23 protein-coding genes are annotated in these 26,469 nt (G+C 34.0%); 8 read left to right on the forward strand and 15 right to left on the reverse strand.

What is annotated here, in order from left to right; translation table 11 throughout:
• Position 1: 1 nt before the first annotated feature.
• Positions 2-2,824 carry a beta-galactosidase GalA gene (gene galA / locus B3C18_RS06900; protein ID WP_291144413.1) on the reverse strand — a complete coding sequence of 941 codons (2,823 nt, stop codon included), beginning with the start codon at positions 2,822-2,824 and terminating at the stop codon, positions 2-4.
• 211 nt (positions 2,825-3,035) lie between these two features.
• Here galA and B3C18_RS06905 point away from each other — a divergent pair, with 211 nt between their 5' ends.
• The 4 genes from B3C18_RS06905 (at position 3,036) to lpdA (ending at position 6,423) form a co-directional block, all read left to right on the forward strand.
• Positions 3,036-3,440, forward strand: coding sequence for a hypothetical protein (locus B3C18_RS06905; RefSeq protein WP_291144416.1), 405 nt, complete (start codon positions 3,036-3,038; stop codon positions 3,438-3,440).
• The gene (locus B3C18_RS06910) at positions 3,437-4,303 is read left to right on the forward strand and encodes a chromate resistance protein ChrB domain-containing protein (protein ID WP_291144419.1); all 867 of its coding nucleotides are present in this window, start codon (positions 3,437-3,439) and stop codon (positions 4,301-4,303) included. Before B3C18_RS06905 ends, B3C18_RS06910 begins: the two co-directional genes overlap by 4 nt.
• A 58-nt stretch (positions 4,304-4,361) precedes the next feature.
• On the forward strand, positions 4,362-4,862 hold the full coding sequence (locus tag B3C18_RS06915) for a hypothetical protein (RefSeq protein ID WP_291144423.1): 501 nt from the start codon (positions 4,362-4,364) through the stop codon (positions 4,860-4,862).
• A 154-nt stretch (positions 4,863-5,016) separates the two neighbouring features.
• Complete coding sequence (gene lpdA / locus B3C18_RS06920) at positions 5,017-6,423, forward strand: dihydrolipoyl dehydrogenase (RefSeq protein WP_291144426.1); 1,407 nt, start codon at positions 5,017-5,019, stop codon at positions 6,421-6,423.
• Positions 6,424-6,527: 104 nt separating this feature from the next.
• On the opposite strand, the gene B3C18_RS06925 is transcribed toward lpdA, so the two are convergent.
• The 4 genes from B3C18_RS06925 to B3C18_RS06940 all read right to left on the reverse strand — a co-directional run bounded on the left by B3C18_RS06925 (position 6,528) and on the right by B3C18_RS06940 (position 8,233).
• Positions 6,528-6,998 carry a hypothetical protein gene (locus tag B3C18_RS06925; protein WP_291144429.1) on the reverse strand — a complete coding sequence of 157 codons (471 nt, stop codon included), beginning with the start codon at positions 6,996-6,998 and terminating at the stop codon, positions 6,528-6,530.
• Positions 6,999-7,016: 18 nt separating this feature from the next.
• Complete coding sequence (locus B3C18_RS06930; protein WP_291144431.1) at positions 7,017-7,418, reverse strand: lysozyme inhibitor LprI family protein; 402 nt, start codon at positions 7,416-7,418, stop codon at positions 7,017-7,019.
• Between the two features lie 105 nt (positions 7,419-7,523).
• Positions 7,524-7,721 carry a hypothetical protein gene (locus B3C18_RS06935; protein ID WP_073481987.1) on the reverse strand — a complete coding sequence of 66 codons (198 nt, stop codon included), beginning with the start codon at positions 7,719-7,721 and terminating at the stop codon, positions 7,524-7,526.
• A gap of 17 nt (positions 7,722-7,738) precedes the next feature.
• On the reverse strand, positions 7,739-8,233 hold the full coding sequence (locus B3C18_RS06940) for a TlpA family protein disulfide reductase (protein WP_291144438.1): 495 nt from the start codon (positions 8,231-8,233) through the stop codon (positions 7,739-7,741).
• 374 nt (positions 8,234-8,607) lie between these two features.
• Between B3C18_RS06940 and B3C18_RS06945 the strand changes: the two genes are divergently transcribed.
• Together B3C18_RS06945 and B3C18_RS06950 are read left to right on the forward strand one after the other, a co-directional pair.
• A complete protein-coding gene (locus tag B3C18_RS06945) occupies positions 8,608-8,910 on the forward strand; it encodes an ArsR/SmtB family transcription factor (protein WP_035644774.1) in 303 nt (100 codons plus the stop codon).
• Between the two features lie 7 nt (positions 8,911-8,917).
• Positions 8,918-10,024 (forward strand): NADH:flavin oxidoreductase, encoded by a 1,107-nt coding sequence (locus tag B3C18_RS06950; RefSeq protein ID WP_291144441.1) that lies wholly within the window; start codon positions 8,918-8,920, stop codon positions 10,022-10,024.
• A 245-nt stretch (positions 10,025-10,269) separates the two neighbouring features.
• On the opposite strand, the gene B3C18_RS06955 is transcribed toward B3C18_RS06950, so the two are convergent.
• From B3C18_RS06955 to B3C18_RS06975, 5 genes are all read right to left on the reverse strand, one after another.
• Positions 10,270-10,773: a hypothetical protein gene (locus tag B3C18_RS06955; protein ID WP_291144444.1), complete on the reverse strand. Its 504-nt coding sequence runs from the start codon at positions 10,771-10,773 to the stop codon at positions 10,270-10,272.
• A 298-nt stretch (positions 10,774-11,071) separates the two neighbouring features.
• Positions 11,072-12,196, reverse strand: coding sequence for an acyltransferase family protein (locus tag B3C18_RS06960; RefSeq protein WP_291144446.1), 1,125 nt, complete (start codon positions 12,194-12,196; stop codon positions 11,072-11,074).
• 78 nt (positions 12,197-12,274) lie between these two features.
• Positions 12,275-12,922: a DUF1349 domain-containing protein gene (locus B3C18_RS06965; protein ID WP_291144449.1), complete on the reverse strand. Its 648-nt coding sequence runs from the start codon at positions 12,920-12,922 to the stop codon at positions 12,275-12,277.
• Between the two features lie 112 nt (positions 12,923-13,034).
• Positions 13,035-15,251: a glycoside hydrolase family 3 C-terminal domain-containing protein gene (locus tag B3C18_RS06970; protein ID WP_291144452.1), complete on the reverse strand. Its 2,217-nt coding sequence runs from the start codon at positions 15,249-15,251 to the stop codon at positions 13,035-13,037.
• Between the two features lie 207 nt (positions 15,252-15,458).
• The gene (locus B3C18_RS06975) at positions 15,459-17,087 is read right to left on the reverse strand and encodes a DUF6377 domain-containing protein (RefSeq protein ID WP_291144456.1); all 1,629 of its coding nucleotides are present in this window, start codon (positions 17,085-17,087) and stop codon (positions 15,459-15,461) included.
• Between the two features lie 161 nt (positions 17,088-17,248).
• Here B3C18_RS06975 and B3C18_RS06980 point away from each other — a divergent pair, with 161 nt between their 5' ends.
• Complete coding sequence (locus B3C18_RS06980; protein WP_256634526.1) at positions 17,249-17,593, forward strand: 5-carboxymethyl-2-hydroxymuconate Delta-isomerase; 345 nt, start codon at positions 17,249-17,251, stop codon at positions 17,591-17,593.
• A gap of 285 nt (positions 17,594-17,878) precedes the next feature.
• On the opposite strand, the gene B3C18_RS06985 is transcribed toward B3C18_RS06980, so the two are convergent.
• Together B3C18_RS06985 and B3C18_RS06990 are read right to left on the reverse strand one after the other, a co-directional pair.
• Positions 17,879-20,137, reverse strand: coding sequence for an acyl-CoA dehydrogenase (locus tag B3C18_RS06985; RefSeq protein ID WP_291144460.1), 2,259 nt, complete (start codon positions 20,135-20,137; stop codon positions 17,879-17,881).
• 326 nt (positions 20,138-20,463) lie between these two features.
• Positions 20,464-21,381 (reverse strand): EamA family transporter, encoded by a 918-nt coding sequence (locus tag B3C18_RS06990; protein WP_291144463.1) that lies wholly within the window; start codon positions 21,379-21,381, stop codon positions 20,464-20,466.
• Between the two features lie 101 nt (positions 21,382-21,482).
• Here B3C18_RS06990 and B3C18_RS06995 point away from each other — a divergent pair, with 101 nt between their 5' ends.
• The gene (locus B3C18_RS06995; protein WP_291144466.1) at positions 21,483-22,901 is read left to right on the forward strand and encodes a PLP-dependent aminotransferase family protein; all 1,419 of its coding nucleotides are present in this window, start codon (positions 21,483-21,485) and stop codon (positions 22,899-22,901) included.
• Between the two features lie 371 nt (positions 22,902-23,272).
• Here B3C18_RS06995 and B3C18_RS07000 read toward each other — a convergent pair whose 3' ends face one another.
• From B3C18_RS07000 to B3C18_RS07010, 3 genes are all read right to left on the reverse strand, one after another.
• The gene (locus B3C18_RS07000; RefSeq protein ID WP_349680562.1) at positions 23,273-24,220 is read right to left on the reverse strand and encodes a bestrophin family protein; all 948 of its coding nucleotides are present in this window, start codon (positions 24,218-24,220) and stop codon (positions 23,273-23,275) included.
• A gap of 47 nt (positions 24,221-24,267) precedes the next feature.
• Positions 24,268-24,987 carry a hypothetical protein gene (locus B3C18_RS07005; RefSeq protein ID WP_291144472.1) on the reverse strand — a complete coding sequence of 240 codons (720 nt, stop codon included), beginning with the start codon at positions 24,985-24,987 and terminating at the stop codon, positions 24,268-24,270.
• 77 nt (positions 24,988-25,064) lie between these two features.
• Entirely contained in the window at positions 25,065-26,468 is a 1,404-nt protein-coding gene (locus tag B3C18_RS07010; protein ID WP_291144475.1) for a sensor histidine kinase, read from the reverse strand.
• Between the last annotated feature and the right edge of the window lies 1 nt (position 26,469).

The following is a 26,469-nucleotide window of genomic DNA, read 5'->3' on the forward strand; positions in this document are numbered from 1 at the left end:
ACTATTTTAAATTCAAACTCCCAGCTCGTAATCCTTTCTCGGAAGCGGACAAAATAACTTCTTTAGCGTTTTCCTCTTTTTGGATTATGATTTGAGCATAGCCGTTAAAAAGTTTTCTTTTCCAAGGTTCTGCTGGTGTTATTACCTGAATAATTCCGGGATCAGTATTCATTACGTCCCAGTCTTTTATTTTTTGAAGTGGAGTTGCGACGATATGAATTGTATTTTTACCTTCTTTCAAAATTGCCGAATCTAGAATATACTTTTGAGAATCTTCGGCACTTGCATTTACTTTATTTCCATTGATAAAAACCACAGTTTCAACTCCAATTTTCTTGTAAAAGAAACTCACAATATTGGAAGACAAATTGTTTTTTAACTCAAATTCACCTTTATAAATATAAGACGGTGCTTGGTTTTTATAATCCCGATCTTTAAAAGCTGTTTTCCAATCGTTTTCGGGATAATTTTGTAATTCCTGAGGCAAATTAGCCGTAACTCCTTTTTGTTCCTGAAAATTCGTTATTTGAACTAATGAAATAGCATCAAGAAACTGATCTTTTTCTAAAGAAGTTGGATCTCCATTTGCTAATCCTAAAATCTTTCCGCCTTTTATAGAAAACGTAATTTCATCATTTGCTGTTGGAACATGAAGATTATTTTTATCTGTAACCTCAACCGTTACAACCATAACTTTTGAATTTGGAACATTTTCTTTATCTACCGAAAGTTTAATATTTTCTGCTTTTCCAGTTGTTTTCTGAATTTCTGAAAGTACTTTTTTCCCGTTTTTGTATCCAATGGCTTCCAGAGTTCCCGGCGCATAATTTACTTTCCATTCTAAATGGCTGTTTTGCTGCATTTTCTTTTTGCCGAGACTTTTCTTGTTTAGAAAAAGTTCTACCTCATCACAATTAGAATGTACCCAGACATCAATTTCTTTGCCTTCCATCCCACTCCAGTTCCAATGTGGCATAATATGCAGAACAGGTTCAGTTCCCCACCATGATTTTAGATAAAATACATTGTCTTTCGGGAAACCGCAAACATCCATCATCCCGAAATACGAAGTTACCGACGGCCAGCCATAAGGCGTTGGTTCTCCGCGATAATCAAAACCTGTCCAAATGAACATTCCGGCTAAATAAGGTCTTTCGGCATAAAACTTCCAGCCTTCTTCAATACTATAAAAACTTGGGCGCGGTTTTTTGTCATAAGCACTTTGATAATGTTTAGCATCGTCTGTAAAATAAATTCCTCGTGTTGCAAAAGTCGAACCTTCTTCCGTTCCCATTCCGGGTTGGCTTTTAAATTGATTTCGGTGTGCATCGATATCGCCGTTTCCAAGATAATTATAGCCCATAATTTCAACAACAGATGAAATCCCGCTTTTAAATCCGCTGCTAATTCCAACCGTTACAGGTCTTGTTGGGTCAATGGTTTTTGCAAAATTTTGCATCACATTCGTAATGCGTTCGCCCACAATATTGCCTTCAATATTCCACTCTTCATTTCCTACCGACCAGCAAAAAATACTTGGATGATTACGGTCGCGTTCCATCATTCGCTTTAAATCATTCAAATGATAATCGTTAATTCCCATTAAACGCGTTTCATCAATTACAAGCATTCCCAACTCGTCACAAGCTTTCAGCAATTCGGGTGTTGGCGGATGATGCGAGCAACGATAAGCATTCGATCCCATTTCTTTTAGTTTTTTAATTCGGAAATATTGAATTTCATCTGGAAGTGCCGTTCCAATTCCCGCATGATCCTGATGATTATTTGTTCCTTTTAATTTTAAAGGTTTTCCGTTAAGGAAAAAACCATTTTCTGGATCAAACTCAATTGTTCGAATTCCAAAAGTGGTTTCATAATTATCAATTGTTTTTCCGTTTTGCTTAATCTGCGTTACTAAGCGATATAAATTTGGCGAATCGATACTCCATAAAAGTGGATGTTCAACATATAATTTTGAATTATGATTTATTGTTTGGTAAAATTCAGGAGCTAATATATTTTCAGAAAAATTGGCAGCTTGTTTATTTTGAGGATCAAAAACAGTCTGAACAACTTCAATCGATCCTTTATAATTTCCTTTATTTTCAATTGTAACATCGGCAATAACATCAGCTCCGTTATTTTTAAATTCAGAAGTAACATAAGTTCCCTTTGCCGTAACATGAACCGGATTTGTTTTCTGTAAATAAACATGTCTGTAAATCCCTGCGCCTTCATAAAACCAGCCTTCTTCCATTGATGCATCGGCACGAACAACGATTGTATTTTCTCCGCCATAATTGACGTACGCCGTTACATCATATTCAAATCCGTTATAACCGCTTTGTTCTGTTCCCAGATAATAGCCGTTAAAAAATACTTTTGAATTTCTAAAAACACCGTCAAATTTTAGACTGATAATTTTGCCATTATCGGTTTCAGGAATGTTAATTTTTTTTCGATACCAGCCAATGCTTTTTTCCGGAAAACCTTTTCCTGCCGTTTTAAATCCGTGGCTGAAACTTCCTTTTTCACTAAACTCTTGTTCAACTGCCCAATCGTGTGGCAAATCTAACTTTCTCCAGGCGCGGTCATCAAAATCTTTTGCCGCCGGGCCATCGCCAAATCCGGTTTTGGTTAAGTATGAAAAATAACCTTCTGCGTGTCCAAAATCCTTTTGTGTATCGTATAAATGACCAAACGAAAAACGCCAGTCTTTATCCATTAAAATCAATTCTCTTTCTGATTTATTTTGGGCGAAAGTCAAACAGGAAAGCAAAAAACTGACAGACAGAAAAATTCTTTTAAAGGAAACAATTTTCATAAAACGTGGTTAGGTAAAGTTAGAACGATAAAATTATAGCATAAAAAGGACTTAATTTAATAGTATTTTATCAAAAGATATGCAATAAACTCTAATTAATCTGTTTGAAAATGGTGATTAAAAAATTTAGAATCATTCTATTGGCTATACTTTTTTAAATGACTTTGATTTGACGTAATTTTATATAAAAATTTAAAAAACAGAGATAATTATGAGTGTTATTAAAGATGAAAAAAAGCTTCTTAGCACCATTAAACGTATCGATGAAAAAATCGATAAGAATAATGATCAAAAGATACTGGCCTTTTTTGAATCTCTTGGATTAACTGAAAGAGAGGATGTTCCCCAAAATTTTCTGGATTGGGATACGATTCTTATTGTCGTACCCGACCGTCACATTTCGCATGAATTAAAATATTATAAGTATTCTATATCAAGACTTTTCTTTGTAACAAATCCGCATGCCGAGCAAATTCATATTTATGATTTTGACCAATGGAAAAGTGTAACTAGAAATAAAACCCAATTCCAGATTAGAGAATTAATGAAAACAAGTTTTGGAGGTGTAAAGAAAACTCCAAATGAGAATGATGATTTTATTAAACTTGCTAAATGAAATGGATTACCCGCGAAAGACCTAAAATTGACAGAATCGCCTGCCCTTGGCTGATCAAAAATTTTGTTGATACTGATGCGGAATTTATTTATGTCCCTTTTACAGAAGTTTTAGAGAAAGCAAAAGAATTAGATGCGATTCCGTTTGATATTCCAGAAGTTGAATTTACGCATTATAATGAAGAATGTACGTTTGATTACATTATAAAAAAATATCAAATTGCTGATCCAGCTGTTTTAATTATGGCAAAAATTGTTCGCGGCGCCGATACCGACCGTCACGATCTTGCTAAAGAAGCCGCCGGACTCTGGGCAATTTCTGCAGGACTTTCGCATAATATTACAAACGATGCCGAATTATTAGAAACGGGTTTAAAACTCTACGATGCATTGTACAGCTGGGCAAAACATTTGTACAAGCAAAATCATCTGCAAAATAGTCCATTCGAAAGTTTACTTCACGAAGTTTACAATAAGTTTTTAATTGAGAAAAAAAGCAGTCAAAAAACGCCTTTATGGGTTAAAGAATTAAAGAATATAATTCAGGATCAAATTGATGCGCAGTTTACTTTTGATTTAAAGAAAATCTCGAATGATTTAGAATTAAATCCATCTTATTTATCAAGGGAGTTTTCTAAATATTTTGAAGATTTAAATTTTGGTGAATATGTTCGAAAGCTACGTATTGAAAAAGCGATAAACTTAATTCAAAATTCAACTTATACTTTAACCGAAATTGCCTACATGACAGGGTTTTCAGACCAAAGTCATTTTACGAGAATATTCAAACTGCAAACGGGTAAAAATCCTTCTTCTTATAGAAAAAATGCCTTGAAAAGTAATTCAGATACAAAAGGTAAATAGCATTCTATTTCTAAATTCACATTGTCGATAGTTTTGTTTCTTAATTAACAAAACTATCATGATTTTATTTAGACACCTTTTTCTAATCGCTTTATTCTCTTTCAGTTTCAATTCATTTTCTCAAACAGTTTATCCAAAAATTACAGGATATTTTGGAATCATGCATCCTATTGCAACTTTTAGCAGCGAACAAACTACTGTAAATTTTAGAGATTATTATGCTGTTGGTTTTCCTACCGGAATCAATATTTGGAAGAGTCAAAAGATAGGTTTTTCTTTTGAAGTTGTTCCCAACATTAGAGTGCAGGGAGACAGTGATAAAGTAACCAATTTATTATTTCATCCCGGTGTTTTAGTGGCGCTTGGAAACGGTTATACTTTTGCCGGAAGGGCAGCTTTTGAAAGCAGCGGCAGATACGGTATAACTCCTGTACTTAATAAAACGGTTATAAAAAGTGATAATTGCAGTTATTTTGTGGCTGTACCGCTGCCTGTTCGTTTTGGTAATGATCATCCAGCCTCTTTTACGGTTGGCTTTCAATTTGGAATTGCTTTTTAAATATCACGAATTCAACTTTTAAGATAGCGAAATACAATAAATTAACTTCCAGAATACATTTTAAATCCTTAAATTTCATCGACTTAAAATAAGGCACATAGATTGTTTAAAGTTTTAAGTCTAATGTACTTTTAACTATTTAAAAAAATCAATTATGGAAACAAAATTTGATATCGTTGTTATTGGTTCTGGTCCCGGCGGTTATGCATCAGCAATTCGTTGTTCACAGCTTGGATATAAAACTGCCCTTGTAGAAAAATATAAAGCTTTGGGTGGTACGTGTACAAATGTGGGCTGCATCCCTACAAAAGCATTACTAGACAGTACAGAACATTATCATACAGCAGAAACCAAATTTGCAACACACGGAATCCTAACCGGAAAATTGAGTTTAGATTTCAAACAATTAATCAAAAGAAAAGGCGAAGTTGTAGAACAGAATATTGCCGGACTTAATTTTTTAATGAAGAAAAACAAAATCGAGGTTTTTGAAGGAATTGGTTCTTTTGTGAATAATTCTGAAATCAATGTAAAACACAACGATGGCAATTCAACTAAAATTACTTCGACTTATTTCATTATTGCAACAGGTTCAAAACCAGCTACAATTCCCGGAGTTGAAATCGATAAAGAACGAATTATAACTTCAACAGAAGCACTTTCATTACCAGAAAAACCAAAAAGCATTGTCATTATTGGCGGAGGCGTAATTGGTGTAGAAATGGCTTCTATTTATGCCAGAATTGGCGTTGAGATTACGATAATAGAATATTTCGACAGCCTGATCCCTACAATGGATAAAGATCTTGGAAAAGAACTTAAAAAGATTTTTACCAAACAGAATATCAAGATTTTATTAAGTCATAAAGTACAATCGGCTAAAAATAACGGCAAGAATGCAACGGTTAGTTTTTTGGATGCTTCCAATAATCCACAGGAAATTACTGCCGATTATTGTTTAGTTGCCGTTGGAAGAAAACCGTATACAGAAGGTTTAGGTTTGGAAAACACCAATATCGAAGTCGACTCAAAAGGCCGAATCGTTACAAACGAAAAACTGCAAACCAAATCCGAAAATATTTATGCGATTGGCGATGTTGTTGCCGGAGCAATGCTCGCACATAAAGCCGAAGAAGAAGGAATTTTTGTTGCCGAAACTATAAACGGTCAAAAGCCGCATATCAATTACAAATTAATTCCGGGTGTTGTTTATACTTGGCCAGAAGTGGCTTCCGTTGGTTATACCGAAGAAGAACTGAAGGAAAAAGGTATCGAATATCGTGTTGGAAAATTTCCATTCTCAGCCAGCGCACGAGCGAGAGCTGCAATGGAAAAAGATGGTTTTTCTAAAATTCTGTCTGATCCAAAATACGGTGAACTTTTAGGAATGCACGTCATTGGCCCACGAGCCGCAGATTTAATTGCTCAAGGTGTCATTGGAATGGAATATGAAGTTACAGACGAAGATATGTTCAGAATTTCATACGCTCACCCAACCTATTCTGAAACTTTAAAAGAAGCGTATATGATTGCTTCCGGGCAGGGAGCTATTAATATTTAAGTTTTTGTTTCAGGTTTTTCTTGTTTCAGGTTTCAAGTTTTTACAGCCTTAATCTTTGTCAAAGTTTGGAACTTTGACAAAGATCTGTATTCTATTTTTTTATCTCATTTAATTTCAAAAATCCTGATAAACTTTTGTTCTAGTTTTTTCCTCTTTCTTTCTTCTTTCCATCTTGAATAGAAAATGATAATAAGAAGAAACAAACTCACAATTGTAGTAGCTCGCCTAAGACCTCTTCCAAAGAAAAGAAAAAATACATTAATGAATATTAGAAAAACTACTGGAGAGAATTTCGTCCAAAGTAACTGAAATTTGCTGTTTTCTTCAACGACGTAATTCACATTAACCCTATTATTAATATTCTTGTAATTTCCTCTGACAATAAAAATTGTGGGAGATGTCGCTGAATTTATTGTTAACCGAAAACTTTTGTCATCAAAAAGTCCATAAAAAGGTTTTGCTCCTCCAAATAAAGGAAATAGTCTAAAGTGACTTAAGTTCACTTTTAAAGAACCTATTTCGATATTATTTTGCAATCTTGTACGGAAATCTGATAAGGAAAGATTTGATTCCATTTAAACTAAAAATTGAAATTAAATTCTTTTGATAAGTTCCTTTACTCTTCCGAAGACAAATTTTGCTTTTTCATCAAACACAATCATTGTAAAATCGCTGCTTCCTTCTCTAAAATTGCCTTCTTTTTTAGTATCTGAATATATTTTTTCAAAGAATTCATTGCGCTTTTTTAACCACTCTTGCTGTTCTTTTTTTAGTTTAGATTGTTCTCTAGAACTTATATTGGTTTTCAATTTTTTATAAACAACATTTAGCAGACTGTCCGATTTATTGTAATAGTCAATCGCGCAACCTTGCATGTCATCGCCTTTATCTAAACAACTTTGATAAGATGATTTTATTTTATAAACCGTTTCAAGTGTTTGTGAATTACAATGTAATGAAACCAGGATGAACAATACTAAAATTGATTTTTGCATTATAATCTAATTTAAATTTTACTACTTCCTATATATGTTTAATCGCGGAGTAAAGCATGGAGCTTGAGATCTGAAACAAAGAAGGTTATTTTTATAACTTCTTTATTAATTGAAAAAATGCTGAATTAAATCAATTATTTTATTTGTAAAAAAACAACAAACTACTAACAATAATAATTTTACCATTCCTTTTAAATCTCTTATAAACTCAACGGGATTATTTTTATAATCTTTATAGTAAGCAAATATAAATGGGGTTAAAAAAACGATAAGAATTAATGCAAGTACAATGTAATCTTTCATCTTTTACAAATTATTTATTACTGAGCTGTCAACAAACTATTAACCATATCTTCTAAAGCTTTTCCGTGAATATTTTTTGCTATGATAATTCCATTTTTATCAATTAAAAAATTCAATGGAACAGACTGCAGCATATAATCTCCAATAACAGGAGATTTCCAGTATTTTAAATCACTTACTTGTATCCAAGGCAGTTTTCCTTTTGCAATTGCTCCTAACCATAATGGCTTTTTAGTATCCATTGAAACGCTGTAAATTGAAAATTTATCAGGATAAGTATTGTATAATTTTAATAAAGTCGGTTGTTCTTTAATGCATGGTCCACACCAAGATGCCCAAAAGTCAACCAATGTCAGCGAACCTCTTAAAGACGAAAGTACTACATTGTTTCCTTTTCTATCTGGAAGATCAATTTCTGGCGCTATATCGCCAATATCAGTACCTACAACCTGTGCTTTTGAACTGGTTATTACACAACATAAGAATCCTAAAATAAGTAGAGTTTTTTTCATAATTGATTAAGTTTATTTGTTTTGGGGAACGTTTTTTAATCTCGCAAAGGTGCAGAGGTGCAAAGTTTTTTAAAGTCTTTTCTATGAATTGCCTCCAGCTTTAGCTAGAGGTTTATAAAAATTAGCTTGAAAGGCTTTAGCCAAAAATATAAAGTTTGGCTAAAGCCCTTTTCTTACCTTTCTTACTATCTCCAGCTAAAGCTGGAGGCAATTGAAAAAAAACTTTGCGACTCTGCGTCTTTGCGAGATTAATACGTTAGCAAATATAATTTTTCTTTCCTAAATTCTTCATCATTTCGTCTCCTCCATCATAAAATTTTCCTAAAAAATTTTCTTTAAATAGATATATCGGGAAAAGTCGATATATTTGCATCATGGAAAATATAGAACTTTTTAAGGCACTCTCTAACAAGTCCAGATTACAAATGCTGGAATGGCTTAAGGAACCCGAAATAAACTTTCCCAGTCAGCTGGAACATGGCGGATTTGAACACGGCGTTTGCGTGGGACAAATTCAGGCCAAAGCCGGTTTGACACAATCTACAGTATCAGAATACCTGTCTATTTTGCAGCGCGCGGGTTTCATCGAAGCCAAACGTGTTGGACAATGGACTTACTATAAACGCAACGAAGGTGCCTTTGAAGCACTCAGTAAATTAATTCAATCTAATTTGTAAATTACTTATGAGTACAAACAACCTGTTTTCGCCGTTTAACTTAAAATCGTTAAACCTTAAAAACCGAATCGTAATGGCGCCAATGACGCGCTCTTTTTCTCCAAACGGAGTTCCAACTGATGATGTGGCTGCTTACTACCAAAAAAGAGCTGAAGGCGAAGTTGGTTTAATATTATCTGAAGGAACTGTTATTAACAGACCTTCATCATCAAATGATGCTAATGTGCCACATTTTCACGGTGAAGCTTCTTTAAACGGATGGAAAAAAGTTATTGATGAAGTTCATGCTGCAGGCGGAAAAATGGGCCCGCAGATCTGGCATATGGGAATTATGGATAACCACCATTCAGGATGGGTTCCGCCAGTTCCTTTTGAAGGTCCTTCTGGATTAAACCGTCCTGATTTTAGAAATGGTGTCACTATGACCGAAAAAGATATCGAAGATACAATTCTTGCTTTTGGTCAAGCTGCGGCTGATGCTAAAAGATTAGGTTTTGATACTGTTGAAATTCACGGTGCGCACGGTTATTTAATTGACCAGTTCTTTAGAGCCGAAACGAATTTACGTGAAGACATTTACGGTGGAAAAACTTTACCGGAACGTAATCGTTTTGCAATTGAAGTGATTAAAGAAGTTAGAAAACAAGTTGGTAACGATTTTGCCGTGATTATGCGTTTTTCTCAATTTAAACCTTCTGATTACAATTATAAACTGGCTAAAAATCCGCAGGAATTAGAAGCTTGGCTTACGCCTCTTGTTGATGCCGGAGTTGATATTATACACGCTTCGCAACGTCGTTTCTGGGAACCAGAGTTTGAAGGTTCTGATTTGAACTTTGCTGGCTGGGCTAAAAAAGTTACAGGAGCTTCAACTATTACAGTTGGTTCTGTTGGCCTTTCGGGAGATTTCTTTGGTGCTTTTGCTGGTGAAAGTTCTCAGCCAACTTCTTTAGAAGAATTAAACAGACGTTTCGACAGAGGCGATTTTGATTTGGTTGCTGTTGGAAGACCTTTATTATCTGATCCAAATTGGACTGCTAAAATTAAAGCCGGAAAAACAGATCAATTAAAAGGTTTTAGCAAAGAAGCTTTAGGAGCATTAGTGTTAGAATAAATCTTAAAGATAGCCCACTGGTTTAACGAATTTTACTGATTGACGCTGGTGTTAATTGTTTTAATCTTTAAATCTGTGACAAAAAATAATACAACAGGGATGAGACTATTAAGTTTCATCCCTGTTTTTTTCACGAAATGTATATCCGTAGAGACGCACAGCAGTGCGTCTACGCAACGTTATGTAATCAAATATAATTACAAAATAGAAAGGGATGAAACTATAAAATTTATTCCTTTTTATTTTTATAGATCATCATCGTTATCAGAATTAAAATAATCGTTTGGATTAAACGGAATATCATCATCCGGATCTTTATCATGCGCATTTACACCCGGTGGATTAAATAGTCCCCAGCTGTCTTTTATGTAATTCCAAACATCAAAACTCGCAACCCAATCAATAAATAGCAAACGAAATTCTTCAATGGTATTTCTTAATAAAGAAATATAATCCAGATCTTTTATCCCTTCTTCATATCGTAAACTCCCAGCCTGAACATATAATTCTCGAGCAGCTTTTCTAATAATCGCTGCATTTTCCATACGAAGATCATATAAATCTCCTCCTTCTGCTCCTGCAATTTTTACTGGAATAAGCATAGCATTTTCTAACATAAAACGAACTACTGTTTCCTGTAAATATTCATTATCCGCAGGAACAATATAGACTAATCCTTGTGTTAATTTAAAAATTTGTTCTGCCTTTTGGTATATTGGCATTTTCTCGGTTTCATCTGGCTCAAACATTTCTCAGGTAATTTTTATATACTTTAAACAGATACTTTTATATTTACAAATATATTACAATAAAATCTTACAATATAATTTTATAACATCTGTATATAATACAAGATAAAATCATTTTAATCCTTTTAATCTGTGGCAAAAAAAAAGACGCATTGCTATGCGTCTCTACATAAAAATAAAGGGATGAAAACATGAAATTTCATCCCTTTTTTGAATATCTATAACTAACAAAATTAGAAATTCAAGATTTTATATACGTTGCGTAGATGCACTGCAGTGCATCTCTACCTTGTACATTTTACGCTATTTTACGTTTTTGAAACTTATTCTGAAGCCAGTTACGAACTGGTTCATCGTATAATTTTAAGCATACAAAAGCTAAAACAATACTTGCTACCAAAAGTGCAATTCCAGGGATGAATCCGTCTTCAAGGGAAACTTTATTATCGACAACCCAAGCCGTATACCAATAAATTAACGGGTAATGTGTAATATAAATTGGATATGAAATATCGCCTAAAAGCTTGCATATTTTTGCCGAGAAAGCACTTTTAATTTGTCCGCCTGCCCCTATTGCAACAATGATCGGGAAGATTAAAATGATAACGAAAGATTCGTATAAACCATTCATCCATAACGTATTTTCGTCTCCAAATCTTGGCAATGCCAAAACAATTGTGATCAAAATACTGCAAACCCAAAATGCGCCTTTTATGTGGATTAATTTTCCTAAACGGGAAAGTAAAATTCCGGCAAAAAACGGATACAATAATCTGGTGAAACCAACATTCATTTGCTCCAGATTTAATGACCAGCCGCCAATCACGTCTCCTTTTGGACCAAAAACAGTATAGTTAATTAACAGTCCGGCAAATATCAGTACGAAAACTGACAGTACTTTATTCGAAAATCTGCGAAAAATTAGGGCGTACAAGATGTTTGCGATGTATTCGAAAAAAAGTGACCATGCCGGACCATCTAAAGGATGCATTTCACCCCAGCCTCTAATTTCCATTGAAGGCGGAATTGGCAAAAGAGTGAAACCAATAAACATTGTTAAAATTAATTTCCACACCGGCATTCCTGCAATTTGTGGAAACAATATATCTGAGGCCTGAAAATAATAGAATATAGCCCCAATGATCATTCCCATAATCACCATAGGCTGTAAGCGAATTAATCGGCGTTTGTAGAATTCCCATTGCGTCATTTTCCCCCAGCGATCGTCATACGCATAAGCGACAACAAATCCTGATAAAAGAAAAAAGAAATCAACGGCCAAATAACCGTGATTGATAATTTGTATAAAACGATTTCCGCCGCTAAAGGTTTCAAAAATGTGAAAAATAACAACTAAAATAGCCGCAACTCCACGCAAACCATCCAGAATCTCATAATGTTTTTTTGGTGTAATATCATTCATAATAATGGTTAATTATTAATTGTTAATGGTTAATGGTTAGCAGTGAATTCATAATTTATAATTCACAATTAACAATTATTATTGATGGTTTTTCAGCCACTCTAATCTTCTTTGATCCGCTAAATGTTTTACAGAGAAGTTTTCGAATTTAGCTTCAAAACCTTTTCCGTCTGGTGAAGCAGCCATTAATCCAACCATTACAGGCGTATTGTCTTGCAAAGGTGCATTTCTGGTCATGATATAATTTTTATCATCAAAAGAATAAAATACCTCGACAGCATCTAATCTTCTAACCGCTTTAATCCAGATAAACGGCGGTGCTTTTTCAAGAGTGGTTACGCTCCAGTCGCTTTTATCATGTGTTACAACGGTGCTGATATTGAATTTTCCATCAACAAATTCTACTCCGGTTTTAATGTAGTTTTTTTCGTCAACGCGAATCATTAATCCCATTTGGTCAAAACGGGCAATGTAATTTCCGGTGATTTTTACTTTCGCTTCAAATTCACCGCCGTAAGTTGCGTAGTAAAAAGGCGCATCATCAACCGTGAATCCGTAGTGTGAAATTCTCCAGTAATCGCTGTTTGCCGTTACGTTCATGATTAAAGCATTGTTTTTAATTTCCCATTTTTCAGGTTCATTAAACCATTGCATTTTCTCCAGGCTTTGCGCCGAAAGATTTTGGAATAAAATAAAAGCTGTGGCAAATAGTAGTATTTGTTTCATTTTATGATTTTATAAGATTAAAAAACGTCTTACTTCTAACTAAAAATATAAAGCAAAGCTGCAACTTTTTACAACTGCAGCTTTACAACCAACCAATTTAGAAATAATGAAATTATTGAAGTGAGAAGCCCACTTTAGATTTTATATCAGTTGAAGATGCTCCTACGATTGCTTCAAAAGCTCCCGGTTCAGCAACCCAGTCGTGTTTTTTATCGTCGAAGAAGCTTAAAGCTGTTTTATCGATAGTAAACGTAACTGTTTTTTCTTCTCCCGCTTTTAGCGAAACTTTCTCAAATCCTTTTAATTCTTTAATCGGACGAGGTAATGAAGATTTTAAATCGCTGATATAAAGCTGTATTACTTCAGATCCTTCTCTGCTTCCTGTATTTTTTACTGTAACAGAAAACGTAATTTTATCGCTGCTTGAAATTTGTTTTTTATCAGCTGTTACTTTTCCGTATGCAAAAGTCGTGTAGCTTAATCCGTGTCCGAAAGAGAATAATGGCTTTATTTTTTGTTTGTCTGCCCAACGGTATCCAACAAAAATTCCTTCGTTGTATTTTACTTCATCTTTACCTGGAAATTCTCCTAAAGCGTGTGCTCCGTTATCCGCTAATTTTACTGGGAAAGTGAAAGATAATTTTCCAGAAGGGTTAACATCTCCAACTAAAACCGAAGCCAAAGCATTTCCAGCTTCAGTTCCTAAAAACCATCCCTGAACAATTCCCGGAACTTCTTTTACCCACGGCATTGCAACTGCATTTCCAGAAATATTTATGTAAACAATATTCTTATTTACTTTCGCTAATTCACTGATTAATTTATCTTGTCCATAAGAAAGTTCTAATCCTTTACGATCATGACCTTCATCATCCTGATTTGGGGCTTTATTCAAACCTCCAATAAACAATACAATATCAGCATCTTTAGCCACTTTTAAAGCCTCAGCAGTTAATTCAGCTGGAGAACGTTTTTCTTCTAAACTTACTTTTGCAACAACTCCGTTATAATTACTTGTTGGATCTCCTACGTAACCACGAGCATAAACGATTTCAGCCTGATTACCAATTCTTTTCTTTAAACCTTCAAGAGGTGTAATTTCGTAACGTGCTTTTAGAGAAGAACTTCCTCCTCCTACAGTCATCATTTTAATAGCATTTTCACCAATTACAGCAATCTTTTTAGTTTTAGAAAGATCGATTGGTAAAATGTTGTTATTGTTTTGTAATAAAACAATTCCTTCCTGAGCAATTTTTAAACCTGCTTTAGCATGTTCTTCTGTTCCAAAAGATCCAAAAGGGCGATTTCTATCCATTGTAGTTAAGAAAGCCAAACGTAAAACACGACGTACTTTTTCGTCTAATTCTTTCGTTCCAATTTCCCCTTTTCTGATCATTTCAGAATATGGTTTTGCTAAGTAATAGTTATCATAAGCATTACTTGTTCCCCAAGAAAGTCCGTTTGTCCAAGAACCAAATTCCATGTCCAAACCATTATGAATCGCTTGTTTCGTATCGTTTACACCACCCCAGTCAGAAACTACAACACCTTTGAAACCCCATTCTCCGCGAAGAATATCGTTTAATAAATATTCGTTGTGGCAGCATTGCTGTCCTTTATATTTGTTATAAGACCCCATAATTGCCCATACTTCACCATCTTGCACAGCCGCTTTAAAAGCCGGAAGATAAATTTCGTACAACGCACGGTCATCCACCACTACGTTTACAGAGTTACGGTTTGTTTCCTGATTGTTTAAGGCAAAGTGTTTTACGCAGGCAGCAACTCCATTAGACTGAACTCCTTTAATATAAGGAACCACCATTTTTGAAGTTAAGAAGGGATCTTCTCCCATATATTCGAAGTTACGGCCGTTTAACGGGCTTCTGTAAATGTTAACTCCAGGTCCTAATAGTACGTTTTTGTTTCGGTAACGTGCTTCTTCACCAATTGATTTTCCGTATAAAGAAGCTAATTCTTTATTCCAGGTTGAAGAAAGTGCGGTTAAAGCCGGAAATGCAATACAAGAATCATTTGTCCAACCTGCCTGATCCCATTCGTCCCATTTTACTTCAGTACGAATTCCGTGCGGTCCGTCGGTCATCCAGTTTTCCGGAATTCCAAGGCGTTTTACACCAGGTGAACTAAATTTTGACTGCGCATGGATTATGGCAATTTTCTCTTCGGTTGTCATTCTTGAAAGCGCATCTTCTACACGCTCGCTAATTGGCTTTTTATCATCAAGATAAACCGGAACCTTATTTTGTGCATTCAATCCGAATGAACTCAACAAAACTAAAACAAGGATTGTTTTAACGTTTTTAAACATAACTAGTAATTTATTTAAGCATTCAATTTTTGGTATAGATACAAGTGGTCAATTGTACCTTTTAATAATATTGTAAAGCTAAAACGTTATAGTTCGTTTTGAATTTTTAAACGAAAAAAAGTAGTGAATTAAAAAATTAAAATATTGATTATCAATTTTTTAACAAAAAATAAGACGCAAAAAAAGTAGTGATTTTAAAATAAATCTTTACATTTTCAATGTAATTAAACCTATTTTCATGACCATTTCTTCAAAATCATTTCTCGAAACTGCCGCTTTATTTCGGGCTCTTGTTCGATAATTGTAAATTGTACTTAAAGAGTAACGAAGAAAGGCCGCAATTTTTACACTGTCGTTAATTCCTAAACGAATCAAAGCAAAAATTCGAAGCTCGGTATTCAGCAATTCTCCTTGTTTTAAAACAATTTGTTCTTCTTTAATTAAAAGCGTATTAAAGTCTTTTACAAAAGTAGGATATAGATTCAGGAAAATGATATCGAAGTTTTTATACAATTCTTCTAATTCTGTATCAACCAAAGTCGTTGACTTTAGCATTTTGTAGATTTCGTCGAATTGTTTTGCCGTTGCCTTTTTATTTAAAATGATGCGGTAATTCTCCAGTTTATTAATGTAAGTCGAGCAAAGGCTGAAAAAATGCGCAATATATTCTTCCTTGATATGATTCGATTCAGATAATTGTGCGTTACGTTCCTGCAGCTGATTATTGGTTTCGGTAATATCCTGATTTAATTCGGCTAATTTTTGACTGGTTTCATAGAGTTCTCCTCTAATTCTCGAAACCTTTTTCATTTGTTTATAAACGTAAATAACCGCAATAATTAAAAATACAGAAAGCAAACTGATACAGATTAAATAAAGTTGTAATTCTGTTTTTCGTTTGGCTTCTTTTTCTAAATAAACGGTATTAATAATCGAATATACTTCAGACATTAAAAGCGTTCGAAACTGTACATTACAATAAAGCGCGTCTTCAATTGCCGATTGTGTGAGTTTATACGCCATATCGACATCTTCAATTTCATAAAAAACCAAAGCTAATTCCTGCAGCGAAGCATTGTCTTTATTGGCATTTTTAATATCGGCAGTTGCAGAAAGTGCATAATATTTTTTTCGCAATTCCAACTGATGTGTATGCTCATAAATGTTCCCAAGCAAATACGTAATCATGGCATATTGCGGATCATCTTCGCTGGTATTTTTAAGCAGATTCATTAATTGCTTTTGGGCACTAACAAGCTTTTTGTGATATACATCGTGCTGAATTTTATTGATTTGATAGTTGATAGATTTTGGATCTAAAACCATCAATAATGAATCACGGTATTTTTGAATTTGCTGCAAATATTCTTTGCTATAACTGTTTGCCGCGTAATGCTCAAAAAATTCGCGATACGAAACAAAATAGTTGGGAAGCAGGGATTTTGACAATTTACTTTTGTCAATACTTTTTAAAATGGCTTCAGATTCTCGGTATTTTCCTGAAGAGGAATAAAGTGTAACTAATTGCAGATTGGCTAAATCTGCCAAATCTTTATCATGAAGATGATCGGCAATTTTTAAATTCTTTTTTACGTATAAAATAGCCGAATCTGAATTGAATTTCTGGTATTCTGTATATAAGGTTTTATTGTAATTGTATTCTTGTTCTTTCGTTAAATCATCCGATTTAATTTTCTTGAAGTTAAGAATTCGTTCTTCTTTTAACCGAACATAATGTTCTTTATTTTTTAGCGCCAGATTTAATTTTGCGATAATGTCATCTGTACTTTCCGAAGCCAAAACCGGAAAGCTCATCAAGATGATAAAAAGTAACAAAAGTGGATTTTTCAAACTGAGTAAAAAATAAATATAACGTACAAATATAATAAAGTGTGAACAGAAAAATGAATTATTTATATATCTCGCAAAATAACCTAAAACTAATAATGTTTTTATAATTTTGATTGTATTGAATTTCTAACTTAAACTACTATCAAATGCCAAATTTTATTATCGAATGTTCTGAAAATGTATTAAGATTAAAATCTGCAGATGACATCATGCAGGAAGTTTTTAATTCAGCTTTATCAACAGATCTTTTTACCGCACCAGAAATTAAAGTTCGCATAAATCCTTTCTCACATTATAATAATGGCAATACTTTGAGTGATTTTATTCATGTTTTTGGTTATATAATGGAAGGCCGAAATGAGGAACAAAAAAACAATTTATCAAAAGCAATCGTAACGAAATTAAATACTATTTTGCCTGAAGTGAAGTCGATTTCTATGAATATAGACGATTTTCAAAAGGCTGGTTATTTTAATAGTAAAATGATTTGATTTATTCTTTTTGATATAAATAAATTTATTACATTATTAAATTGATATTACAAAAAATCAATTACACATAATCTTGTCATTCTGAGGAACGAAGAATCTTCGTTAGTAATTCCGCAAACAAAATCGACAATCTTTGTCGAGTCACTTACGAAGATTCTTCGTTCCTCAGAATGACAAACCTTGTGTTAAAAAATCAAACTTTGTCAAAGTTTAAAACTTAGACAAAGTTCCTCTAAAAACTTAAAAACCTTATATCACTTATATGGTTTAAAAAATATTTAAAAACTACACCACAATAGGCGCTGCCAAACAACTCTCCGGAATATCAAAAGCGTTTACCAACGCAACAGCATCCGGGCGAATATCCCAGCAAAGCTGATTGACTATTTTACGGACTGCTTTTGTTTTCACCGCTTCCATATATCCATCTTCAAGATACCACGCTTTGTTTTTTTCTATCTGCGAAAGCGCATATAATTGATATAATTTTGTCAATATTTGTTTTGAGTTTTGATCTTCAATTGCTTTGATTGCTTCCTGAAATTGTTCTAAAACAATACGTTCCAAATAAGCCTGAGCAACATCTATCATTTGATGCTGCACAACATTAAAAGCATCATAAGCTTCTAATCCGCCGTCGACTAATTTCTTGATACGTCTTGCTGCCGAAGCGAGAATTGTTTTTTCTCTATGCACAAAAGCCTGCAGATGAAATTCGCCGTCAAGTAAATGTTCGTCGTCTGATCTTCTTGTTGCGATTGGATTTTTTTCAGTTATCGCTGTTTTGGCATTTTCGTACACATAATTGATGATTCCTAAAGAACCCATTTCTCCGAAAGATTTTCTGAATTCAGACAAACGGTTTTTAGCAACCAATTGCATTAAAACGGTATTATCACCTTCAAAAGTGGTGTAAATTTCAGTGTCATTTTTTAAAGCGTCAATTCTGTTTTCAGATAAATAACCTTTTCCACCGCACGCTTCACGACATTCCTGTAAAATATCTCTTGTACTCCAGGTTGAATAGGATTTCATTCCGGCTGCAAGTGCTTCGATTTCCTGCATTTCGCTTTCTGTTCTGTTCAAAAATCTGTTTGTTAGATATTGAAGTGCAAAATGAACAGCATACGTTTTAGCCAAATGCGGTAACAATCTGCGTTGGTGCATTCTGTAATTTAAAATCGGAACTTCTGACCCGCCTTCTGGGCCAAATTGTCGGCGTTGGTCGCTGTAGCGAATGGCAATGGTCAATCCAGATTTGGCTGCAGCCAAAGCCGAACGCGGAATTCCGATTCTTCCTCCAACTAAAGTTCCTAACATGGTAAAAAACCTTCTGTTATCACTCGGAATCGGACTTTCAAATTCGCCTTTATCATTTACAGAAGCAAAACGATCGAGCATATCTTCTTTCGGAATCACGACATTATCAAAACTAATTGTTCCGTTGTCTACTCCATTTAATCCCATTTTATGTCCGCAGTCACCAATTGTAACGCCTTTTAGAGTATTTCCGTTTGTATCTCTTAACGGAACTACAAAAGCGTTTACGCCATAATCGTTATCGTCTATAATTAGTTTAGCAAAAACAGTTGCCATTTGTCCATGAACTGCTGCATTCCCAATATATTCTTTTTGAGCATTTTTATTTGGCGTATGAATTGTAAAAGTCTGATCGCTATGATTATATGTTGCTGTAGTTTCTAAACCTTTTACGTTTGATCCGTGATGTGTTTCGGTCATGGCAAAACATCCCGGAAGCTTTAGTGAACCAATATCTTTTAGATATTTTGCATAATGTTTCTCGGTTCCAAGAGACTGTACGCTCATTCCCCAAAGTCCAAACTGAACGCCAAATTTTATCACCAAACTTAAATCGTGATAACTCAGCGTTTCCATAATCGCAAAATAATCTTCTACGTTTCCTCCTCCGCCGTATTCCTTCGGATAGGCCATATTTCCTAGGTTTTCATCAGCTAAAATTTTACACCAGTTGTAAACCGTTTGGCGGAAAACATTAATATCTGTCGAAGTTTCGTAAGCAAATTCAGGTCTTGAAATAATTGATTTTACTTTTTTTATGATGTGAGCTTCTTTTCCGTCCAGAAATTCGGTTATTTTTTGGATGTCAAAATTGCTTGTTGTTTGTGAATTTGCGGTAAAAGAATCGGCTTTTGTTTTGAAGTTTTGAAGTGCTTCTTCGCCTAAAATTCCAAGATCATTTTCGAGTTTTATAAAATCTGATTCTAAGGATGAAATATCCAAATCTTTATCAGAAAGTGCAACAGCAATATCAAAAATAGATTTGATAGAAGTTTTATCCTGAATGCTTTTTTCAATATCTGATTTCCATTTTGAAAGTTCATTTCGCGAAGGCGGATTTGAAATATCAACTTTAGACAGAAGATATTCCTGTTCTTCGGCAGAAAGGGCTTTTTGAGATTTTATAAATTCTTTTAATGTGGCAAATTCCTTCTGAGTCAAAAGATCATCAGACCACACTAAATAAAACAATGGAGTAAAAGCTTGAAGTTTTGCTGGTTTCATATAATAGAGATTCGGTTTTTATTTTTTTTTGCCACAGATTATACAGATTAAGAGGATTTTCTTTTGCCACGAATTACACGAATTTTCACGAATTTATTTTTTTTATACTGATTCTTTAAATCAAATTGAATTCGTGAAAATTCGTGTAATTCGTGGCCAACTTTCTACGCAAAGAAAATAATCCTTTTAATCTGTATAATCTGTGGCCTATATTTCATTTTACTGCATAAAAAAACAGGAATGAAAAATACTTATTCCTGTTTTAAAACCCTGTTAAGATTCTCGTAATTTTACATTTTTTAAACCAATAAAAAAGAAGAGTTATTTTACTGAGAATCTTTAGACGACAGGATATATTTCTGTTTTATGGCAAAAATATGATGTGAATTAAAAACTAACACTGCAGTAAAAATAATGCCGTATGCTATAATTTGTACAATCCCAAATGGTTCTTTATAGAAAAACATGGCCAGTAAAAAAGCAATCATTGGATTGATGTTTAAAAGCATACCAACGGTTGAAGAGTTTATTCCTGAAAGTGCATATAAATTAAGGAACAACGGGAAAATGGTAAATAAAATGGCAATAGTTTCGATACAGAAATAAAACCTAAATTCTGTTGGGATTGGTCCGCTGTAAGCTGGAAAAAAAGGCACTAAAAATAAAGCAGCCAAAGTAATATGAAACGTAAGGACTATAAATTTATCAAAACCTTTATTGACGCGCTGACTTACTAAATATGCCGCATAGGTAAAACCTATTATGATGCTGAAAAACATATCCATAATATTGGCATAAGACAAAAGAAGACAGCCTGAAATACTTAATCCAACTGCAATCCATTGTGTTTTACTTAGTTTTTCATGCAAAATAAAATAAGCCAGTAATGTGGTTAAAATTGGGCACACCAAATACGCCAAAGATGTGGCTTTTACGCTGACATGATTCATAACATAAATGAATGTGAACCAATTGGCCATTAGAAAAACGCTTCCTCCAATATTCAATAAAGCCGATTTTCTCTTTTCTGCTTTTGGCATTGCTTTAAAAGTTGCTATCGCTTCTTTGACTTTTTTTCGTCTAAATGTAACAGAAATCAGGAGCATTAAAATGCTGCAGCTGAAAACACGGTAGAATAAAATATCTAATGAAGGGTAATCATGTATTGGCTTTAAAACCAAACTGAAAAATCCCCAGATTACAAAACAGGTAATGGCAGCAATATAATATCTTGTTGTTTTCACGGTGGTTTCTTTTTTTATTTTTTTGATTAAACAAATTTCTGAAAAATAATACAGCAATACAGATACAGTTTTTGTAAATTGCAGCATAACAGTTTATTTTTATGAAAAGTTCCAATTACTTGTATTTACAGTTTGCCGATGTTATTGAGAAACAAATAAAAACCGGCCTTTTAAATGTTGGAGACAAACTGCCTTCGATTAGAGAAGTCTGTTCTGAAACGGGCTACAGCATGAGCACAGTCAGCAAAGCGTATTACGAAGTCGAAAGCCGTTCGCTGATTGAATCGCGCCCGCAGTCTGGTTATTATGTAACCAATATTTCGACCAGAACTATTCCTGCACCTTCGCCAAGCAGTCCTATATTAAAATGTCAAAACATTGACAGAGAGGATTTAATTGATCAGGTTTACGGTAATATGACCGATAAAAATATTACGATGCTGTCTTTGGGTTTTCCATCAAATGAACTTCTTCCTATTGCAAAATTAAATAAAGGAATGGTTCAGGCGATGCGACAACTGCCTAATAGCGGGACCAGTTATGAAGAAGTACAAGGGAATCTTAATTTAAGAAAAGAAATTGCAAGATGGTCTTTTAGCTGGGGAGGTTCTTTAACAGAAAGAGATATTATTACAACTCCCGGATGTACAAGTGCGATATCGCATTGTTTGATGACTTTGACTAAGCCGGGAGATACTATTATTACAGAAAGTCCTGCTTATTTTGGAATTCTGCAATTGGCTAAATCTTTGGGTTTATATATTATGGAATTACCAACCAATATGACAACGGGAATAGAATTAGAGGCTTTGAAAAAAGCGCTTTCTTCTAAAAAAGTTACGCTTTGTTTACTGATGAGTAATTTTAGTAATCCATCAGGAAGTATGATGCCTGCTGAACATAAAAAAGAGGTTGTAAAATTGATGGAGTTTTACAATATTCCGCTTATTGAAGATGATATTCACGGCGATTTGTATTTTGGTTCCAGTCGTCCAACCAATTGTAAAACGTATGACGAAAGTGGCATTGTACTTTGCTGCAGTTCGGTTTCTAAAACTCTGGCGCCGGGTTATCGTGCAGGCTGGGTTTCTCCGGGGAAATTTAAAAAAGAAATTCTCAGAAATAAAATTTATCATACGCTCTCCTCTCCTACTATTACACATGAAGTTGTGGGCGATTTTTTGAAAAACGGACGTTATGAAAATCATCTTCGTAAAATTCGTCAGATCTTAAATCATAATTGCAATAATTATATCAATACCGTTTTAGAATCTTTTCCGCCGGGAACAAAAGTTAGCCAGCCTCAAGGCGGTTTTTTTCTCTGGATTGAATTGGATAAAAAAATTGATACGGCTGCTTTATATCAGGAAGCTATGAAACAAAAAATCAGTTTTGCGCCCGGAAGGATTTTTTCTTTTCAGGATCAATTTTCGAATTGTATGCGTTTGAGTTTTGGACTTCCGTGGAGTAATGAATTGAGGGAATCTATTCGAACTTTAGGGAGATTGGCTACGAAATAGTTGTAAAGTCATTGCGAATAGTTTGTCATTTCGAGGGACGAGAAATCGCACTCGTAAATCGACAAAGATTGGCGAATATTTGTGTGGAGTTTCTAGTGCGATTTCTCCTTTCAGTCGAAATGACAAAACTGTGTGCTTTTAAAAATAAAAAAACTCAAATTGCGCTCCAGTGGTTGAAACCACTGGCTATGTTTAAGATGTTTGTGTTTATATTTTTTGTCGATTTGTTAGTGAGATTGCTTCGTTCCTCGCAATGACAAAAACTCAGAACCTTAGCAACTTAGAATCTTAGCAACTCCAAAAAAAAAGCTGGACAGCGCTAACCAATACACTGTCCAGCCAACAATTAAAAGAAGACCAAAATTAAAATCTTATAACACGAAATAAGCGTCTTTTTCGACATTCTTAGGTTCGTCGTCTAAATGAAATTCTTTCAGAATATCAAATTCGCTTTGATATTCGTTCAGCATTTGTTTTATATTTTTTTCGATTGTGTTTGCAATTGTGGTAACCGGCGTATCGGTTGGTCTGTTTTCAAACGGATCTTGCAAGTGAATTGCCATTCTTTCGATCAAAAAGAAAGCGGCCGCAATTGCAGTAATCAACGGAATCGCAAACCAACTCAATACACTTGTCAGCCCAAAAGGCAGTAACAAAATAAATAAACACAAGGTTAATCTAATGTACATACTGTAGGTTGTTGGAAAAATCGTGTTCTTGATTCTCTCGCATTTACCCATTTCATCGCATAATCGCGATAATGTATTATCGATTTCAACTTGTTGGTACATGTTGATTTTCTTCTCGTTTTTAGCATTTTTAAGATCACGTGCATGAAGCATTAAAATTGCGTTAGGAACGTTTTGATGGTTCTTGATGTATCTAATTTCATCTTCACTCATTAACCCTTTTAAGGGTTTTACAGCATCTTTATTTCGAAGTGCCTGACCTAAACTGTAACACCATGCAATCTGTCTTTTGGCAAAATTTTCTTTGAATTCGCTTGCTTCTACAGAAAAATCAGGATCCTTATAAAATGTCAAAACCTGACGGATTAAGGTTCTCGAATCGTTTACAACAGCTCCCCAAACAATTCGCGCTTCCCACCAGCGATCGTAAGCCTGATTCGATTTAAAGGCTAATAATAAAGAGATTATGGTTCCAATCATGGTTGGAATCGCAATTGGAATATCTACAGGAAGGGTGACAAAATAGTGATGAAAAATTTCGAACAATACGGTATAAGCAATCACTAAAGCCATTTCTACTTTAATTTTCCCGAGAACGTACTTCATTGGTATTCTTTTCTTTAATAACATATTTTCGGTTTTAATTAAATTAATATTTGTTTAGAAGAAATCGGGTTTTAAACAGTTTCTTCATATAATGAAAGTACTGGAAGCCCCAGTTTTTCATTAATGTTTTGTTTTTTTACTTTTTTAAATTTGATTTTTTCGCCTTTTCGGGTTTCTACCAAAAGGTCAATTTCATATTTTGAAATAGCTTCGGTTAAATAAGGCGCCGCTGCTTCGTAATTGTCATCAACTCTTGAAGTCTGGCTTACAATTTCATAAGAGAAATTTTCATTTAAAAAGTGCTGTACATCTTTTACATGAACATTTGCTGCGCTGTTTTCTATATAAAGCGCTTTTGTAAAATCTTCTTTAAAATCGTTTCCTAAATGCAGAATCGGGCATTTTTGATTTGCCGCCAATTGTACCAAATATTGATGAATGCGTTTTGTTTCCTGCTTATAAGAGTGTGTTAAAACGACTAATTTTACAGCAAAATGCTCGATGATTCCTCTAAAAATTGGAGACGAAAGTCCGTATTGATTGTGAATTTTAATTTTGCAGTTTTTAGTATGATCAATCATATATCTGCAGGTTTCGAGAACTTCTTCCTGACTTTTAGTAAGTCCGGTTCTCATTTCACGTAAAAAATTAGAAGATGAAAAAGCATCTGGAGTATCAGCAACCATCATTAAAACAATTTCACAGTCTGATTCTTTTGCCTGACTAATAGCTGATTTTACAGCAGAAATTGTATCATCTTTTAAAGTAGTAGGTATTAGGAAATTTTTCATATGTATAATCTTTTAGTTTATACATACAAAATAAGGGGCTGAAAATTAGAAGGGTATTAATCTTAAATTAGAATTTTCTAAGATTCAACATTAGATTTTTTAATGTTAGCCTTTTTAGGATTTATCTTTTTAAAGGTGATTGTTACGATTGTTCCTTTATTTTGCTCTGACTGCACTTGTATTTCGCCATCGTGCATACGAATGATTTTTGATGCCAGCGGCAATCCTAAACCGTAACCAATATATTTAGCCGCAATTTTTCCTCTAAAAAAAGGTTCATACAAATGCGGAATATCTTCTGGCGGAATACCAATTCCGATATCGTTAATCGAAATTTTAATCGCATCCTGATTCGCAGAAAGCGTTACAAATACTTCATTATTATCGGAATACTTTACACCATTTGTAATAATGTTATTGATCGCCAGTTCTAAAAGCGGTTTATTACACGGAATTAAAAGCAGATTAGAATCTTTTGGTGCAAAATTCATTTTAATGCTGACACGGTTATCAGGATAAATTTTATCTAAATCTGATTTTACGTCTAACAACAATTCATCAATTCGGGCAATATCTAAAACTTGTTTGTTTCCGTCGTAACCCGTTTGTGTCAATTTTAATAAACTTTCGGTTAGGTTTCCTAATCTCGAAGCCTGACTGTAAATATTTTGTAATGATTCGACATATTCTCCAACTTCACGTTCTTTCAACAGCATAATTTCCGACTCTGCAATTATGGTTGTAATTGGCGTTTTTAATTCGTGTGAAGCATTATTAATAAAGTTGGCCTGAATTTCAAATGACGTTTCAAGTCTATCTAACATATCGTTAAACGTTTCGGTCAAATCTGAAATTTCATCCGAGTTTTTCACTTCCGGAAGTCGGTTATGCAAATTTGAGGCACTAATTCGGTTTACTTCTTTGGTAATTCTTGCAACGGGATTAATGACTCTTTTTGCCAAAAAACGACCTAAAAAGAAAGCCAGAAGTATAAAACCTATGCCTCCAAAAAGTAATATTTTTATAATATATATTGACGTTGTTTTTCCGCGTCGGTCGCGCGCGCCAACAATTACAATGTATTTTTGATGGCTTTCGGTAAAAACCTGTCCAAGATAATATTTGCTGTTAACTTCAAAATAGTCTTTTCCTGTTGACAGAATATTAGAATAAAACTTATTTGGAAGATTTAGATTTGTGTTGTAATCAAAACTATTGGCACTGTTGATTTTAAGAACATATTCTTCTTCTTCAATAAGTTCTTCCAGTCCGTTTTTCTTTAAATTACTATAATATTTGCTTTTTTCAGGATCGTGCTGAAAGTGAATTGATGCTACAATTTTGGCACGGTCTTCTAACCTTTTCAAAAAATGGTAACGGTTATTTTCTCTAAATAAAACAAATACTATTATACTCAATAGCAATGTACTAAAGGTAGAAAGTGCTACATAAGTAAAAGTAATTTTTTTTCTGATATCCATT

This window comes from Flavobacterium sp. UBA7680 (assembly GCF_002482975.1).
Lineage (GTDB): Bacteria > Bacteroidota > Bacteroidia > Flavobacteriales > Flavobacteriaceae > Flavobacterium.

Excerpts from the sequence above, each read along its gene's own strand:
- galA (WP_291144413.1), bottom strand. The coding sequence starts at position 2,824 with ATGAAAATTGTTTCCTTTAAAAGAATTTTTCTGTCTGTCAGTTTTTTG.
- B3C18_RS06905 (WP_291144416.1), top strand. The coding sequence starts at position 3,036 with ATGAGTGTTATTAAAGATGAAAAAAAGCTTCTTAGCACCATTAAACGT.
- B3C18_RS06910 (WP_291144419.1), top strand. The coding sequence starts at position 3,437 with ATGAAATGGATTACCCGCGAAAGACCTAAAATTGACAGAATCGCCTGC.
- B3C18_RS06915 (WP_291144423.1), top strand. The coding sequence starts at position 4,362 with ATGATTTTATTTAGACACCTTTTTCTAATCGCTTTATTCTCTTTCAGT.
- lpdA (WP_291144426.1), top strand. The coding sequence starts at position 5,017 with ATGGAAACAAAATTTGATATCGTTGTTATTGGTTCTGGTCCCGGCGGT.
- B3C18_RS06925 (WP_291144429.1), bottom strand. The coding sequence starts at position 6,998 with ATGGAATCAAATCTTTCCTTATCAGATTTCCGTACAAGATTGCAAAAT.
- B3C18_RS06930 (WP_291144431.1), bottom strand. The coding sequence starts at position 7,418 with ATGCAAAAATCAATTTTAGTATTGTTCATCCTGGTTTCATTACATTGT.
- B3C18_RS06935 (WP_073481987.1), bottom strand. The coding sequence starts at position 7,721 with ATGAAAGATTACATTGTACTTGCATTAATTCTTATCGTTTTTTTAACC.
- B3C18_RS06940 (WP_291144438.1), bottom strand. The coding sequence starts at position 8,233 with ATGAAAAAAACTCTACTTATTTTAGGATTCTTATGTTGTGTAATAACC.
- B3C18_RS06945 (WP_035644774.1), top strand. The coding sequence starts at position 8,608 with ATGGAAAATATAGAACTTTTTAAGGCACTCTCTAACAAGTCCAGATTA.
- B3C18_RS06950 (WP_291144441.1), top strand. The coding sequence starts at position 8,918 with ATGAGTACAAACAACCTGTTTTCGCCGTTTAACTTAAAATCGTTAAAC.
- B3C18_RS06955 (WP_291144444.1), bottom strand. The coding sequence starts at position 10,773 with ATGTTTGAGCCAGATGAAACCGAGAAAATGCCAATATACCAAAAGGCA.
- B3C18_RS06960 (WP_291144446.1), bottom strand. The coding sequence starts at position 12,196 with ATGAATGATATTACACCAAAAAAACATTATGAGATTCTGGATGGTTTG.
- B3C18_RS06965 (WP_291144449.1), bottom strand. The coding sequence starts at position 12,922 with ATGAAACAAATACTACTATTTGCCACAGCTTTTATTTTATTCCAAAAT.
- B3C18_RS06970 (WP_291144452.1), bottom strand. The coding sequence starts at position 15,251 with ATGTTTAAAAACGTTAAAACAATCCTTGTTTTAGTTTTGTTGAGTTCA.
- B3C18_RS06980 (WP_256634526.1), top strand. The coding sequence starts at position 17,249 with ATGCCAAATTTTATTATCGAATGTTCTGAAAATGTATTAAGATTAAAA.
- B3C18_RS06985 (WP_291144460.1), bottom strand. The coding sequence starts at position 20,137 with ATGAAACCAGCAAAACTTCAAGCTTTTACTCCATTGTTTTATTTAGTG.
- B3C18_RS06995 (WP_291144466.1), top strand. The coding sequence starts at position 21,483 with ATGAAAAGTTCCAATTACTTGTATTTACAGTTTGCCGATGTTATTGAG.
- B3C18_RS07000 (WP_349680562.1), bottom strand. The coding sequence starts at position 24,220 with ATGTTATTAAAGAAAAGAATACCAATGAAGTACGTTCTCGGGAAAATT.
- B3C18_RS07005 (WP_291144472.1), bottom strand. The coding sequence starts at position 24,987 with ATGAAAAATTTCCTAATACCTACTACTTTAAAAGATGATACAATTTCT.
- B3C18_RS07010 (WP_291144475.1), bottom strand. The coding sequence starts at position 26,468 with ATGGATATCAGAAAAAAAATTACTTTTACTTATGTAGCACTTTCTACC.